The following is a 16,832-nucleotide window of genomic DNA, read 5'->3' on the forward strand; positions in this document are numbered from 1 at the left end:
AGATAAAACGTGAATTGAGAATAGAAAATTGATTATCAGGGAAGGAGCTATCAATTTAAGTCAAAAGATAAATGGAACCAAAAGAATTATTAAAAGCAATAGATTTTTTCAATCAACTTACCGTAGAGGTTGAAGATATTACAAGTGATTCTCAAAAAATGCTTGGGAATAAAGTGGTGAGAGCTAAGTATTATTTTAATAAGCAGTGCTTTACAACCAAACCTTTATTTTATAAAGAAATAGGAGGTTTAGATAACGTAAAAAATGTTGAAGAATTACACGATCATTTTGGAGAAAATGTATACTTATTGGATATTAATCATCACAAATGGCCACAAGGTAGTGGGGAAAGTGATATAAATATTTTAGTAATAGAAGATATGATTTCTGAGAATGATAATGATTTTAGAAATTTATTACTTCAATTAGCAAACAACAACCAAAATGGATTTATTCAAAAAATAACTAAGGATGGGAGACCAGGTCAATATTATCATAATTTAGAAAATAATAATCATTGGCATGATTTAGTGATTTGGATAAAAGAAACTATTCTAAAAAGAGGGAGGAATATCGATAAATTATTTCTTAAAAATCTTGTATTTAATTGGAATAAAGGAAAAAGAACATCTTTAAGTTCTGGTTTTAGTTCAGGTTCTCCTTATAAAATAATTTCAGATTTTAATAAAAACATTCAACGATTATCACCTATTATGAAATTTAACGAAATAAAAGAATTACTTAATAACAAGAAACAAATAATTTTACAAGGTCCTCCGGGGACTGGTAAAACAAGATTAGCAGAAAAAATCGCAAAGGAATTAACTAAAAACAATCAAGCTATTATTGAAATAGAAGACTCTATGCTACCAAATAGAGATGTTCGCATTACATCAGCTTTTATAAGATCTGTTTTTAAAGTGGGAGATAAGCTAACGGGAAAGAGTAATAAAGAATTTGAAATAATTGCTTTAGATCATAAGACTGTAAAAGTAAAAAGTGAAAATAGTAAAGTATGGAATCCATCATACGATAAAATTATAAAATCCTACAATGAGGAACTATTTAACGTTGTTGGAAGAACAGGTGGGTACAAATCATATGAGGATGCCCTAGCTAAAAATCTAAAAGAAAAAATTAAATCTAATCAATCGATCGTTATGTCGGAGTTTGAAGAGGAAGACGAAACGGATTTTATCGAATTTGTTCAGTTTCATTCTTCATACACTTACGAAGATTTTGTTAGAGGAATAGTCGCTAAATCTGATGATAATAATAATATAGCTTATACTACTGAAGATAAGATTTTAATTAAAATCTCTAAGAGTGCTATTAAAAATCCACATCAAAATTATGTACTGGTAATTGATGAAATCAATAGAGCTAATTTGTCTTCCGTTTTAGGTGAATTAATATATGCTTTAGAGTATCGCGGTAGAGAGGTTAGTAGTTTATATGTCATAGATGATGATTCTAGGATAGAACTGCCTAAAAACCTTTTCATAATAGGTACAATGAATACTGCGGATAGAAGTGTTGGATATATTGATTATGCTATTAGAAGACGTTTTGCTTTTGTAGATGTCTTACCAAAAGTACTAACAAATGAAGAGTTAAATAAAGATAAAGAAGTTAAAGATCCAACATTAGAATTTGCAAAGGATGAGTTTATAGCCGTTTCCAAGTTCTTTATTAAAAATGATGTAGCATCCGTAAATGATGAAACAATATTTGAGTCTTCAGTTTTTTTGTCAGATGAGTTTAAAGTAGAAGACGTTTGGTTGGGGCACAGCTACTTTATTCATGAAAAAGACACTTTTAATTTACGATTAAAATATGAGATAAAACCTATTTTAAGAGAATATGTTACAGACGGAATCTTAAAAGATAGTGGAGATGAAAAAATTATTGAGAAAATAAATGCTTTGTAAATGATTATTCTTAGAGAACATTTTGGTAACAAGTTTAAAGCTAAAGATCGTTATCTATTATCTAAAAGAAATGAATCTATTAGTAATCAAATATCTGTTAACGGAACTATAGAGAAATTATTTAGTGATAAAACAGATAAATTTTGCTATAAATTAAGTCAATCTGAAGATGGGAAATGTCAATTTGAAACTGGTTATTATATAGGTGTTGATTGGATAGGTGAAACTAATGTTCCTATTTACGTCCAGCCAAAAGTAAACAACGAAGATATAGAAATAGATTATTTGTTTATGCTTTTTGAAGCACTAGAAGAGCCTAAAAATTATGAACATTTAGAATCATTGTATACAATAGATTTTGATGCGCCTTTGTTAGAAATAGAGCAATACCAGGATCAATTAACACCTTTGTTATTATTAGAGTATTTGCAGATTTTAAAAAAAATTGTAAACAAAGGATTAAAAAAGTCGTATTACAAAGTTACGAGAAATTTAAATGCTAAAGTAAAGGGGAAAATACTAGTAAATGGTACATTAAAATTAAATCATAGCAAACAAAAAATGCTTTATACTGTTTGCCAATATGAAGAGTTTGGGTATAATTCAATAGAAAATAAAATTTTAAAAAAAGCTTTACTCTTCACGCGTTCAGCTTTAGATAAAATTAAAACTAATTCCAAAATAAATTTAAATGAAGTTTTTAATTATATCTCTCCAGTATTTGAAAATATAGAAGAAGAGGTTGATATCAGAGTATTAAAAAGTAGTAAACCAAACCCCATGTTTAAAGAATATACACAAGCTTTAAAATTAGCTGAATTAATTCTTAAAAAGTACGGGTATAACATTTCCAATATTAAAGCAAATAAAATAAAAACACCACCATTTTGGATCGATATGCCAAAGTTATTTGAGCTATATGTTTTTAAAAAATTGCGAGAAGAGTTTAGGGGTAAAGGTGAAGTTGTTTATCATCAAAAAGTGAATAGGCAAGAGCCAGATTATATTATAAAAAGTGAAGATAATACATGTAAATTTGTTGTAGATGCAAAATACAAACCATATTATGAATACCAAGAAATACAAATGAGAGATGCTAGACAAGTAAGTGGATATGCTAGGATGGAAAAAATGTATAAATTACTGGGAGAAGAAGATTCTAATAAGGTTCTTGATTGCTTAATTATTTATTCTCATCAAAACCAAAATAAAAATATAAAAAAAGATAAATTACATTTAGACGCTTATAAGCACTATGTGAATTTTTATCGTTACGGAATTAAATTACCTGAGATTTTAAGTAGGATTCCAAAAAGCAGTTAAATTTTAAGGCAATAAGAAAGGGAATATTCCAAATAATAGGGATTCTAAACATGATTAGTAAAGTAAAAGACAATATAAATATAATAGAGTTATCCTTTACTTACACAAAAACTGAAGATAGCGATAAATTGTAGTATTAATATTAAACTTTTCAAGCGCCTTTATTTTTTTTAATTGTAAAAGGAAGAGATTACTTACATCCATAGATTCAAAAAACATTTATAAATCTCAAAATACGGGTTTAGTCGTAACTGATTAAAAGTTTTTTTGTGGTTACGACATGTTTTGTCGTAGTTATCGCATAACATTTGCATTCATCAAAAAATAAAGCAATGGATAACGTGTTAAATGAATTTAAAGATTATTTAGAAGTATATGGGAATATGGCTTCTAATGAAATACAATCTACTACAGGCGCACTCAAACAGTTTGTAGCTAATTGTTTAAAAACGGTAAACATTAATATTTTACAACTAAAGACACATAGAGAGTTTGATTTAACTATGAGAGCGTATCATTTTGTAAATACAAATAAAGGAGAAAGATCCTCTTTTAAAAAAGTGTCTGAACAATATAACCAGTATTTGTTACACAAAACGGTTATGGAGTGGCTTTAGTTAGTTCCCATGATTTAAGTTTTACGAGTAGATTAACTCAATTATATTAATTTAAATAATACAGATAAATAAATGAACATATTTAAAATTCTTGCAAACGGTCATGGCTCAATTAATGAAAATAACATATCTGCTTTTCTGGGCTATTTGTTAGATCCCAGGGCGGATCATTCTTTAGGTTATACCTTTTTAGAGAAATTCTTAGAGCCTGTAATTACAAATGATGAAAACTTTAATATCTATAAGTATGAATATAAAGTGTTTTTTGAACAAGGAAAAAAACAAAGAGTAGATATAGTAATTGTTTGTTATAAAGATGAAAATTATGGCGGTAAAAATTCGCAAATGATAAATTTCGTGTCAGCAGAAAAATGTATTAAGAAAGTGTTTCTTATAGAAAACAAAATAACTCTTTCAGCTAAAACTTTAGACCAGTTGGCAAAACAAATTAAGTCAACAAAAAGTGAATTAACAAAGATTAAAAATTTTGATATTGATGATGTTGATATTTATTCTATATATACTACACCAGAGGATGATAAATTTGATTTAGAGTTTAAAAAATTGACCACTAATAACAATAAAACTCATATATATTGGGATAATAATGATAACGAAAAATCGAATACTACAATTAGAAGTATTTTAGAAGGATTACTTAAAGATGAGAATAACGCGAAAATAGAAACAATAAATACATATACAAAAGATACAATTAAATCATTTATTCAATTTATTGACAATGGTTTCAAATCTGAGAAAGCTGAGGAAGAAGTGAAAAAAGAAGAAACTGTTCCCGCTTACATTAGACGTATTACTAAAGAGTTATATGCTCAAAACTTAATTTCTCTAAAAGAAATAGATAATCTACAATCAAAGAAGTATTCAGGTGATGTTTTTAATATCAATTTTGAATTTATGAGACAAAAAGGGAAATCTTTGAGTAGAAGTGATAGAGACTCACGTTCAGGGTATTATACAACTAGTGAAATCTTTGAAAATTATTATATAACTTCTCAATTTTATACTAGAAATAAAGATCCTTTTGATAAGTGGGCGGAAAGCTTGAAAAAACAAATCAACAATTAATGGCCATCCGCTACATCATTGAAACTAAATATTGGAGAAGACAAGTATCCAATATTCATGGTGAATCTCATAATGAAACACCTACTAAAGCCGATTTGGTAGAAACAAAAAAAGAGTTTCGTCATGAGTTACCAATTGAAGCTAGAAAACAGGTTTTTCAGCATTACGGGAGTATTTTAGATGTATTGTATAGTGGTTTGGGGATTTCTCAAACCACAGATAAACAAGCACGAATAGATTTACAAGCGTATTTAGATTCTGGAAATGGCATAGAATACCTAAGTAAATATTCAGATAAAAAATATAAAATAAACAGTATCGATATGTATAACCGTATTGAGATTTACATGGTTGTTAATGGTGTAAAAACAGCTATTCATGGTATCAGATATCTTGATTATGTAAATCGTATAGATTATGATCTTTTAGAGGATTTACAGGGTTTAATATTAGAACATAAAATGTATACTGAAAACAATTATTCTACATCAGGTTATGACGTTAATATTGATTTTGCCAAAGTTGGAGGGGTCAAAGAAACTTTTATAAAAACACCTGTAAACTGGAATGAACTAGTTAATGATTATGCTGGTTTAGAATTAATTTCTTAAACAATATAAATGTCTGTACAAGGTAAAATAAAACGATATTCATTAATCATAGAAAAAATTAAAAATGGACGTGATACGTCCTTTGAAGCTATAAAAGACTTTTTGTTTGAAAACGGTTTTGAGCATACTAAGCGTACGATTCAACGTGATTTTGATGATTTAAGAAATGAATTTGGGGTTGAAGTATTATATGACAGTTCTAAAAACAGCTATTATATCAATTATGAAAATAGTTCAAATTTTGAAAGCTTTCTTCGTTTTTTAGAATTAGTAAATACAGCTGATTTATTAAAAGAAAGTTTTAAAAGTAAAAGTAAGTCTTTGGAGCATATTACGTTTGATAATAGCGGAGGGCTTAAAGGAATACAGTATTTAGAGTTGTTTTTAACTGCTATAAAGCAACATAGAGAAATTAGTTTTACACATTATAATTTTCAAAAAAACACGACCACAAAACGTTTGTTAAAACCATACTTATTAAAAGAGTATGCTAATCGATGGTACATTGTTGGAGAGCAGGAGGGAATAAAAGAATTTAGAAATTTTGGAATTGATAGAGTGTCCAACGTGCAACTAACAGAAAATACATTTGTACCCAATACAGATGTGGATATTAATTACTTGTATCATGATGTTATTGGTATGGTATATTCTGAAGACATCAAGCAAAGAGTAGTTTTGTCCTTTAGTCCAGAGCAAGGACAATATGTAAAAACGTTACCTTTGCATCATTCTCAACAAGTACTTATAGATACAGATATTGAGTTTCAGATCTCTTTGGATGTAATTCCTAATCGATCATTAATAGAACGTATTTTAATGTATGGTAATAGTGTTAAGGTTATAGAACCAACTACTTTAATTGATAAAATAATTCGAATCCATAGAGATGCTCTTTCTCAATATGATTTAAAGTAAGAATGTTTTTACTTATATTTGAAATTATAGAAAAAAAGGAGAAATTACAGGCGACATTATCTTTTAGGGTAAAAGTGAAAAATGATAAAAAAAATAAAATGTATATTTATTTTATCTTGTATCTATTTTGTACCCAACACCTTGTTAAGTATTGTTTTTGCTGATATTTTTATTTCTGTATTGGGAAGTAAATGACTAAAGTTTTTTAATTAAAAATGCAGACATCAAAAACAAAAATCAAAACAAAAGTAGACTACAATGTGCAATTACAGCTAATTATAATTGGTGTTTTGCTCTTAGTTGTTGGATTATACCTTGAATTCTATAAACCTCATCGCACCAGTTTTTGGTGGTTAACTTTTGGTAGTATAATTGTTTTAATAGGGCTTTGGAATGTTAAAACCTATGAGATTTCGGAAAATTATTTTAAAACCCATCGCTTTTTAGGACTTATAACAAAACAGCGTAAAATGAATGAATTAGTAAGTTTCAATATAAAAGAAATTGATTTTACGTTTTCACCTTATGCTTTTTTTATTTTGGCCATTTATGCCAAAAGAAGCAACTATTTACGTTTTAGATTAGTTAAACTAAAATTTACAGATGGTAAAACGATGCGTATTAACGAAAATTACATAAAAGGGAACACCTTAAACAAACTACTTCAAGAGGTGAAAAAACAAATAAAAAACAGATGATACCTAACAAAATAGATTTATAGGGTAGGTTACTAAAATGTTTTTTTTAAATAGTTCTTTTGTGCTAAAAAAAATCTTATTTCTTAATTAAGAGAGTAACTACTGATCTTTGCAAATCGAAATAATTTATTAGCCTCGTTTTAATGTAAAATGGCCACGTATTGTATTTCCTGTATGTAAATCTATCAGGTACCAATAATCATTTGTTGGTAAAGGTTTGTCGTTAAAAGTGCCATCCCAACCTACAGAATTAGGATCTATTTGTTTAATTAATTTTCCATATCTATCAAATATTTGAATTTGTTTTATTGTGTTGTCAACATCAAGAACTTGCCAGTAATCATTATAGTCATCATTGTTTGGTGTAAAATATTTAGGAGCTTTAAAACGAGTGATGATTATTTCAAAAGCGATCGTTTTTTCTACACAATTGTTTTCATCTGATACATAAAGAGTATAGTTACCAGCTGCTAAATTAGAATACGTATTATCTGTTTGATAATTAATGCCATCAATTGAGTAGTTGTATTCAATAGTTGTAACATCCATTTCAATCGTTAAATTTTGAATATCAATTTCTAAATTTGATTCAGTTAAATTAAAATCTGGATGTGTTCCTGTTATTTCCCAATCACATGTTGAATAATTAAATGTAGTTATTTCCCAGCATGCTAATCCTGTTGGTTCGGTTGGTTGTGTTCCAGAAGTAATCCAAGCACAAGATGTTGCGTCCCAAGTATTAGTTTCCCAACATGCTAATCCCGTTGGTTCAGTTGGCTGTGTTCCTGAGGTTATCCAAGCACAAGAAGTTGCATCCCAAGTGTTACTTTCCCAACATGCTAATCCCGTTGGTTCTGTTGGTTGTGTTCCAGAAGTAATCCAAGCACATGATGTTGCGTCCCAAGTGTTACTTTCCCAACATGCTAATCCTGTTGGTTCAGTTGGTTGTGTTCCTGAGGTTGTCCAAGTACAAGAAGTTGCGTCCCAAGTGTTACTTTCCCAACATTCCAATCCAGTTGGTTCTACTGGTTGTGTTCCTGAAGTAATCCAAGCACAAGATGTTGCGTCCCAAGTGTTACTTTCCCAGCATTCTAAACCAGTTGGTTCATTTGGTTGTGTTCCAGAAGTTATCCAAGTACAAGAAGTTACATCCCAAGTATTACTTTCCCAGCATTCTAATCCCGTTGGTTCTGTTGGTTGTGTTCCTGAGGTTATCCAAGCACAAGATGTTGCGTCCCAAGTGTTACTTTCCCAGCATTCTAAACCAGTTGGTTCATTTGGTTGTGTTCCTGAAGTAATCCAAGTACAAGAAGTTGCATCCCAAGTATTAGTTTCCCAACATGCTAATCCTGTTGGTTGTGTTGGTTGTGTTCCTGAAGTAATCCAAGTACAAGAAGTTGCATCCCAAGTATTAGTTTCCCAACATGCTAATCCTGTTGGTTGTGTTGGTTGTGTTCCTGAAGTAACCCAAGTACAAGAAGTTGCATCCCAAGTATTACTTTCCCAGCATTCTAAACCAGTTGGTTCTGTTGGTTGTGTTCCTGAGGTTATCCAAGCACAAGAAGTTGCATCCCAAGTGTTACTTTCCCAACATGCTAATCCCGTTGGTTCTGTTGGTTGCGTTCCAGAAGTTATCCAAGCGCAAGATATTGCGTCCCAAGTGTTACTTTCCCAACACTCTAATCCTGTTGGTTCAGTTGGTTGTGTTCCTGAGGTTATCCAAGCACAAGATGTTGCGTCCCAAGTGTTATTTTCCCAGCATTCTAAACCAGTTGCTTCATTTGGTTGCGTTCCAGAAGTTATCCAAGCACAAGAAGTTGCGTCCCAAGTATTAGTTTCCCAGCATGCTAATCCTGTTGGTTCAGTTGGTTGTGTTCCTGAGGTTATCCAAGTACAAGAAGCTACATCCCAAGTGTTACTTTCCCAACATGCTAAACCCGTTGGTTCATTTGGTTGCGTTCCAGAAGTGATCCAAGCACAAGAAGTTGCGTCCCAAGTATTAGTTTCCCAACATGCTAATCCCGTAGGTTCTGTTGGTTGTGTTCCAGAAGTAATCCAAGCACATGATGTTGCGTCCCAAGTATTAGTTTCCCAACATGCTAATCCTGTTGGTTCAGTTGGTTGTGTTCCAGAAGTAATCCAAGCGCAAGATGTTGCATCCCAGGTGTTACTTTCCCAACATGCTAATCCTGTTGGTTGTGTTGGTTGTGTTCCTGAAGTAACCCAAGTACAAGAAGTTGCATCCCAAGTATTACTTTCCCAGCATTCTAAACCAGTTGGTTCTGTTGGTTGTGTTCCTGAAGTAATCCAATCACATGATGTTGCGTCCCAAGTGTTACTTTCCCAACATGCTAAACCCGTTGGTTCATTTGGTTGCGTTCCAGAAGTGATCCAAGCACAAGAAGTTGCGTCCCAAGTATTAGTTTCCCAACATGCTAATCCCGTAGGTTCTGTTGGTTGTGTTCCAGAAGTAATCCAAGCACATGATGTTGCGTCCCAAGTATTAGTTTCCCAACATGCTAATCCTGTTGGTTCAGTTGGTTGTGTTCCAGAAGTAATCCAAGCGCAAGATGTTGCATCCCAGGTGTTACTTTCCCAACATGCTAATCCTGTTGGTTCTACTGGTTGAGTTCCTGAAGTTATCCAAGCACAAGAAGTTGCGTCCCAAGTATTAGTTTCCCAGCATTCTAATCCCGTTGGTTCAGTTGGTTGTGTTCCTGAAGTAATCCAAGCACAAGAAGTTGCGTCCCAAGAGTTTGTTTCCCAACATTCCAATCCTGTTGGTTCAGTTGGTTGTGTTCCTGAGGTTATCCAAGTACAAGATGTTGCGTCCCAAGTATTAGTTTCCCAACATGCTAATCCCGTAGGTTCTGTTGGTTGTGTTCCAGAAGTAATCCAAGCACATGATGTTGCGTCCCAAGTATTAGTTTCCCAACATGCTAATCCTGTTGGTTCAGTTGGTTGTGTTCCAGAAGTAATCCAAGCGCAAGATGTTGCATCCCAGGTGTTACTTTCCCAACATGCTAATCCTGTTGGTTCTACTGGTTGAGTTCCTGAAGTTATCCAAGCACAAGAAGTTGCGTCCCAAGTATTAGTTTCCCAGCATTCTAATCCCGTTGGTTCAGTTGGTTGTGTTCCTGAAGTAATCCAAGCACAAGAAGTTGCGTCCCAAGAGTTTGTTTCCCAACATTCCAATCCTGTTGGTTCAGTTGGTTGTGTTCCTGAGGTTATCCAAGTACAAGATGTTGCGTCCCAAGTATTGCTTTCCCAGCATTCTAATCCTGTTGGTTCAGTTGGTTGTGTTCCTGAAGTAATCCAAGCACATGATGTTGCGTCCCAAGTATTACTTTCCCAGCATTCTAATCCTGTTGGCTCTGTTGGTTGTGTACCAGAAGTAATCCAAGCGCAAGATGTTGTATCCCAAGTGTTACTTTCCCAGCATTCTAATCCTGTTGGCTCTGTTGGTTGTGTACCAGAAGTAATCCAAGCGCAAGATGTTGTATCCCAAGTGTTACTTTCCCAACATGTTAAACCTGTTGGTTCTGTTGGTTGTGTACCAGAAGTAATCCAAGCGCACGATGTTGCATCCCAAGTATTGCTTTCCCAACATTCTAATCCAGTTGGTTCAGTTGGTTGCGTTCCTGAAGTTATCCAAGCACAAGAAGTTGTGTCCCAAGTATTGCTTTCCCAGCAAGCTAAACCTGTTGGTTCAGATGGGGCAGGATTTACAGTTATAGTCATTACTGCTGTATCTGCACACTGTCCTAAGTCTGGTGTAAAAGTATATTCTGTTGTTGCAGTTGTATTTAAAGTTGGAGACCAAGTGCCTGTAATTCCGTTATTAGAGGTTGTCGGTAAAGCGCTTAAAGCTTCGCCTTCACATATTGCATCAACTTGAGTAAAAGCTGGTGTTTCTATTGCATCTATAGGTGCAGGTGTTACGCTATTAGTATCAAAAAGTTTTAATTCTCTTATTTCGGTAAATGGCGCATTACCTAATGATCCATCATTTTTTGCTTCAATTAATAAAAACCTTGAAGTTGTGTATGGGAAATTTATTATAGTAGGCATACTAACAGTGTCTCCAGTAATTGCTCCAGCACCTATGCTAGTTTCTGTAAAAATAGGTATCCAACCAGCATCAGAATAAAATGGTACGGTTGCAGTGTCTAAATGAGAATACATTCTTAAACTAGTAACTTTTCCATCACTAAACATTTGAAAAACTCTTAATTCATTAAAAGTTCTTGGCATAGATAAGTCTATTACCATGTATCTTGAGGCACCACCTCCAGCAAACCAAGTAGAACCATTTGCATTATTTTGTTTTACTGAAACATCTTTATTATTAATTAAACAATCTGAGCATAAAGCATGTATCCATCTCCAATTTCCGGAAGCACAATTTCCATAATCGCCATAATCATTTGGTCCAAAATAATTAGTGTTGTCTGTGCCGTCACCAACGATAGCACCATTTACAGTAGACATGTAGTTTATGGAATAAGAAGCAGTCGTTACATTTAATGTTATATCATTACGTTCTATAGTTAAATCTGTAACAATATCGCTTGTAACTTCACAGTGATACGTTCCAGCATCAGTAAATTGAACATTAGTTAAGGTTAGTGTTGCTGTTTGTGTTCCAGAAAAAGTGCCAGTATCATTTAAAGGTGTATTATTCTTATACCATTGGTAGTTGTTTTGTGATCCACTGCAATTGGTAACCATTGTAGTGTTGTTTCCTAGGTTTAAGTTTCGAGTTTCAATTGCATCAACTTTAGCTTGAGGCGAATCGTAGAAACCAACTGAAATAGCATCATAAACAGCAAACTCATTTTCGAAGTCTCCAAATTGAAATGCGTTACCCTGTATTGCTACCCAATATAAAGGTGACGCAGTTAAGTCTGGGATTGCTCCACTAAGATTATTATTAAATAGATAGAAGTGGGCTAGTGACGTTAGATTTTGAAATGAATTTGGTACACTTCCTGTTAATTGATTACTATTAAGCCATAATAAATTTAGGCTTGTTAGATTTCCTAATTCTGGAGGAATACTACCAGTTAGTTGGTTGCTACCTAAGTATAATCTAACCAAATTAGTAAGATTTCCAATTTCAGGAATAATTGTTCCTGAAAGTTGATTAGAAAATAAATTTAAATTAGTTAAGTTAGTTAAATTTTGAATTTGAGGAGAAATAGTACCAGATAATTGATTTTCTCTTAAGTTTAATACTGATAAACTATTTAGTGTATAAATTTCAGGAATTAAAGTGCCAGTTATTGCATTATCTTCTAAATCTAAATAGGTTAAAAAAGTCAGGTTTGCAATTAGAGGAGAAATAGTACCAGACAGTAAGTTTTCTTCTAAATCTAAAGTGACTAAATTAGTTAAAGAATATATTTCAGGAATTATAGTGCCAGAAATGTTGTTATTTCCTAAATTCAATAGCGTTAAATTTATAAAATCTTGAATCTCAGGAGGAATTACTCCAATTAGATTATTTCCATTTGTTATGGATTGTGTTAGATTTATTTCAGTAACTGTATTGTTAGCACAATCTATAGTTAACCCAAACCAGTCTTCTATTGGGTTTGCAATATTCCAATCGTTTGTAGTATCTCCATCTGTTTCACTAGTCCAGTTAGCGCCATTTGTACTTGAGTATAAGGCTAATAGTGCATTAATTTCAGATTGTGGTATTGTACAAGGCGGATTTGTAACATTAATAGTAACTTCATTTCTTAAAATGGTTAAATCAGTAACTATATTACTAGTAACTTCACAATGGTAAATTCCTGCATCTGTAGTTTGTAGATTGTTTAATATTAAAGTTACATTTGTCTCACCAACAATTTCTGTGGTACCATTTTTAAACCATTTGTAATTGTTTTGTGTTCCACTACAGGTCGTTGTTATTGTGGTATTGTCGCCTGTATTTAGGTTTCTAGTTTCTATATTGTCTACTTTGGCTTGAGGATTATCATCAAAAATAGAAATACTAGTATCGTAAAAATTAAATTCATTTTCAAAATCACCAAATTGATAGTTGCAACTATTAAAACTTAACCATGTTAAACTTGTTGATCCAGAAAAATCTGGAAAATCACCTTCAAAATCATTATTACCAACTAAAAAACGATTCAAATTTGGATGATTATCAAATGTATTTGGTAAAACTCCTGAAAAATTATTATTGAAAAAATAAACAAATTGTAAGGCATCAATGTCTCCTATAGCAGCAGGAATTACGCCATCTAAATTATTATTACTAATATAAAAACGATCAAGATTTATTAGGTTCCCGTAGGTATTAGGCACTTGACCTGTTAAATTATTATCTCTAAAATCTAATTGTGTTAATGTAATAAGACCAGATAATTCATCTATTAAAGTTCCGTTTAAGCCAGTATTTTGTAATCTTATTTGTTCAATACTACTTAAACCAGAAAAAGTAGTTGGTAAAACACCTCCAATTTGTGGGTTATTATAACCCAATAATTCTTCTAAAGTACTATAATATCCATATTCTATTGGGATTTCGCCTGTATAATCATTATCCGAAAAATCTATTATTCTTATTGCATTAGGCGCGTTTATTAATGGTAAATCTCCCGTAATAGCACAATCGTTAAGAAACAAATATTCTAGGCTTGTAAGGCTTGGAATAGCTGGTACAGTGGTTAAATTATCATTTTCACTTAGATTTAAGTAAGTTAATGTACTTAAGTTATTTATGGTAGTAGGTACTGTTGTTAATAAATTAAAACTGACATTTAAATTTGTAAGATTTGCTAGATTACCAATTTCTGTTGGGATAATAACAATCTCATTTCTTCTCAAGTCTATTTTCTTTAAAGCAGTCATTTGACCAATCTCAATTGGAATACCTGTAATATCATTATTATCTAAATAAAAATCTGTTAAAGATGTTAATCCCGATACTGTTGTTGGTAGGGGTCCAACTAAGCCATTATTTCCTATATGTAATTCTAATAAGTTGGTTAAGTTTCCAATTCCATTTGGAATGGTTGTGCCTGCTAAATCTGCATATTCAATTTCCAAAAAGGTTAGGAATGGAAAATCTCCAATTTCATTTGGTATAGTTCCTGAAAGATTGTTTTGACCTGGACTATTAAAATTACTAAGATTAAGTTCGGTTACGTGTTCTTGTCCGCTAATATTACTTATAGCTACACCATACCAATCATTAGTTGGACATTGAGTAAAATCCCAATTATCATTTGGATCTACACCATCGGTTTCACTGGTCCAATTGGCGCCACCTAAAGAAGTAAATATGGCTTGTAATGCATCTATTTCAGATTGTGGTATTGTACAAGGCGGATTTGCAACACTAATAGTAACTTCATTTCTTAAAATGGTTAAATCAGTAACTATATCACTTGTAATTTCACAATGGTAAATACCTGTATCTGTAGGTTGTAAGTTGTTTAATATTAAAGTTGCATTTGTCTCACCAACGATTTCTGTAGTACCATTTTTAAACCATTTGTAATTGTTTTGTGTTCCACTGCAGTTTGTTGTTATTGTGGTATTGTCGCCTGTATTTAGGTTTCTAGTTTCTATGTTGTCTACTTTGGCTTGAGGATTATCGTCAAAAAAAGTAATATTAGTGTCATACGAGTTAAACTCATTTTCAAAATCTCCAAATTGAAATTGATTATTATTAATATATAAACTTGATAAATTTAATGTTGTAAAGTCAGGAATGCTTCCGGATAATTGATTGTTACTGATACGTAGTCTTTCTAAATTAGTAAGGCTTGCTAAAGAAGCAGGAATGGTACCATTTAGCTGGTTGTTTTCTAAACGCAGTTCTCTTAAGGTTGTAATATTTCCTAATTCTGAAGGGATATTACCTGTTAGCAGATTGTTGTTTATCTCTAATTTTTGAAGAGAAGTAAAATTTCCAAATTCAATTGGTATACTACCATTTATTTGGTTGTTACCAAGATTTGCAAATCTTAAATTATTTAAATTTGATAATTGCCAAGGTAAATCTGTTAATTGATTATCATATAAATTTAAACTTACTAGTGATGAAATATTTCCAATTTCAGCAGGAATGTTACCTGTTAATTGATTAGCGCTTAAATTTAGGACTTCTAAACTTTGTATATTTCCTAACTCAGCTGGAATATTTCCAGATAATTGATTTTGTAATAAGTTTATTCTATTTAGGGAGTTTGAATTACCAAGTCCAGGAGGGATGTTGCCTGATAATTGATTATTATAAAGTCTTAACCAACTTAAAACTGGTAAAACTCCAAACTCTCCAGGAATATTACCAGACAATTGACAGTTACTCATTTGAAACCTTTGTAAGGCTATCATACCAGAAACTGTGTTAGGTATACTTCCATTAACAGCAGTATCACTTATGTCTAGGCTAATTAATCTAACAAGGTTGCCAATACTAGTTGGTAAAGGTCCGGTTAGTGTAGGATTATCCCATAATGTTAGATATTCTAACTTAATTAGATTTCCTATAGCTGTAGGAATTTGCCCAATAAATTGATTTCTATCCAATCCTAAGGATATCAATTTGGTTAGTTGTGTTATTTCTGATGGAATATCTCCAGACAAATTATTGTCACTAAAACTTAATCTTTCTAAATCCAACAGGTTACCAATTTCTATTGGAATAGTACCTGTTAAAGTTGAATTGTGATCAATAATTAGTTGTTTTAAACTAGTTAGGTTTCCTAATGTTGAAGGTAATGGTCCATCTAAACTGTTGTAGCCTAACTCTAAAACTTCAAGTGCTGTTAAATTTCCTATTTCTAATGGAATTGTTGTTCCTGATAAATCTGCATATTCAATTTCTAGATTAGTTAAAGCTGGAAAATCACCAATTTCTGGAGGTATTACTCCTGATAAATTGTTTTGGTCGTTAAAATGACTAAGTTGAAGTTCTACTATATTTGTTCCAATAACGCTAATTCCATACCACGCACTAGTTACAGGTTGTGTAAAATCCCAATCGTCGGAAGTATCTGCATCATTTTGACTATTCCAATTTGGCCCATCTAGTGCGTTATAAACGGCTTGTAATGCTGTTTTTTCTACAGGTGTTACTTGCGCAAATAAAACTGTACTTATAAACAAAGCACCTATTGTTAGATAAAGTTTGATTTTTTTTGTTGAATACATTGTAACTTATTTAACCAGTTTCTTGTTTATTAATTGGACTATTTCTTTCTGTTGTGTGATAGGTATGCCTATTGAATCTAAAGGAATTTTTTTAGAACTATTTTTTGTTCTGATAAATCCATTAGACCAGTTAGAATTCATCTTAATTTCAACTATATTTTGGTAGATATATAAGGTGTTTGATTGGTTTTCTTTTAATAAAGTTAATCCCTCATTGTCTAGTTTTAAAACAGGTGTTTCTTCTTGTTTTAATAGATAAAGCCCTTTTGTAAATAGAAAAGTTATAGGCACTAATACAAGCCATAAGTATTGGTTTATAGCATAAGCAGCTGTAAAGAAAACCCCTAAGAGGAGTAAAGCTATAGTAAAATAGAGCTTTGGGTTTTCTTTTTTAGAGTAAATTAAGTTCATTATTCAGCGTGTTATAAATCGACTTTAATTAAAAATACTATTGTAAATAGTAAT

At 31.8% G+C, this 16,832-nt stretch carries 9 protein-coding genes; 7 read left to right on the forward strand and 2 right to left on the reverse strand.

The window, feature by feature from the left end; genetic code table 11:
• Positions 1–71: 71 nt before the first annotated feature.
• From ACZ2G2_RS11845 to ACZ2G2_RS11875, 7 genes are all read left to right on the forward strand, one after another.
• Positions 72–1,931, forward strand: coding sequence for an AAA family ATPase (locus tag ACZ2G2_RS11845; RefSeq protein WP_470392277.1), 1,860 nt, complete (start codon positions 72–74; stop codon positions 1,929–1,931).
• Positions 1,932–3,254, forward strand: coding sequence for a 5-methylcytosine restriction system specificity protein McrC (locus tag ACZ2G2_RS11850; protein ID WP_470392279.1), 1,323 nt, complete (start codon positions 1,932–1,934; stop codon positions 3,252–3,254).
• A 332-nt stretch (positions 3,255–3,586) separates the two neighbouring features.
• Positions 3,587–3,871: a hypothetical protein gene (locus ACZ2G2_RS11855; protein WP_470392281.1), complete on the forward strand. Its 285-nt coding sequence runs from the start codon at positions 3,587–3,589 to the stop codon at positions 3,869–3,871.
• A gap of 72 nt (positions 3,872–3,943) precedes the next feature.
• Positions 3,944–4,960 (forward strand): PDDEXK-like family protein, encoded by a 1,017-nt coding sequence (locus tag ACZ2G2_RS11860; RefSeq protein WP_470392283.1) that lies wholly within the window; start codon positions 3,944–3,946, stop codon positions 4,958–4,960.
• A complete protein-coding gene (locus ACZ2G2_RS11865) occupies positions 4,924–5,571 on the forward strand; it encodes a hypothetical protein (protein ID WP_470392285.1) in 648 nt (215 codons plus the stop codon). The genes ACZ2G2_RS11860 and ACZ2G2_RS11865 overlap by 37 nt, the downstream gene beginning before the upstream one ends.
• A 9-nt stretch (positions 5,572–5,580) precedes the next feature.
• A complete protein-coding gene (locus tag ACZ2G2_RS11870; RefSeq protein WP_470392287.1) occupies positions 5,581–6,489 on the forward strand; it encodes a helix-turn-helix transcriptional regulator in 909 nt (302 codons plus the stop codon).
• Positions 6,490–6,704: 215 nt separating this feature from the next.
• On the forward strand, positions 6,705–7,187 hold the full coding sequence (locus ACZ2G2_RS11875) for a hypothetical protein (RefSeq protein ID WP_470392288.1): 483 nt from the start codon (positions 6,705–6,707) through the stop codon (positions 7,185–7,187).
• A gap of 129 nt (positions 7,188–7,316) precedes the next feature.
• Here the strand turns inward: ACZ2G2_RS11875 and ACZ2G2_RS11880 are convergent, their stop codons facing one another.
• Entirely contained in the window at positions 7,317–16,367 is a 9,051-nt protein-coding gene (locus ACZ2G2_RS11880; RefSeq protein ID WP_470392290.1) for a leucine-rich repeat domain-containing protein, read from the reverse strand.
• Positions 16,368–16,373: 6 nt separating this feature from the next.
• On the reverse strand, positions 16,374–16,778 hold the full coding sequence (locus ACZ2G2_RS11885) for a hypothetical protein (RefSeq protein WP_272023942.1): 405 nt from the start codon (positions 16,776–16,778) through the stop codon (positions 16,374–16,376).
• Between the last annotated feature and the right edge of the window lie 54 nt (positions 16,779–16,832).

The sequence above is a fragment of the Olleya sp. KKT75 genome (genome assembly GCF_055635485.1).

Coding starts and splice junctions, on each gene's coding strand:
- ACZ2G2_RS11880 (WP_470392290.1), bottom strand. CDS start 16,367: ATGTATTCAACAAAAAAAATCAAACTTTATCTAACAATAGGTGCTTTG.
- ACZ2G2_RS11870 (WP_470392287.1), top strand. CDS start 5,581: ATGTCTGTACAAGGTAAAATAAAACGATATTCATTAATCATAGAAAAA.
- ACZ2G2_RS11845 (WP_470392277.1), top strand. CDS start 72: ATGGAACCAAAAGAATTATTAAAAGCAATAGATTTTTTCAATCAACTT.
- ACZ2G2_RS11855 (WP_470392281.1), top strand. CDS start 3,587: ATGGATAACGTGTTAAATGAATTTAAAGATTATTTAGAAGTATATGGG.
- ACZ2G2_RS11875 (WP_470392288.1), top strand. CDS start 6,705: ATGCAGACATCAAAAACAAAAATCAAAACAAAAGTAGACTACAATGTG.
- ACZ2G2_RS11850 (WP_470392279.1), top strand. CDS start 1,932: ATGATTATTCTTAGAGAACATTTTGGTAACAAGTTTAAAGCTAAAGAT.
- ACZ2G2_RS11860 (WP_470392283.1), top strand. CDS start 3,944: ATGAACATATTTAAAATTCTTGCAAACGGTCATGGCTCAATTAATGAA.
- ACZ2G2_RS11885 (WP_272023942.1), bottom strand. CDS start 16,778: ATGAACTTAATTTACTCTAAAAAAGAAAACCCAAAGCTCTATTTTACT.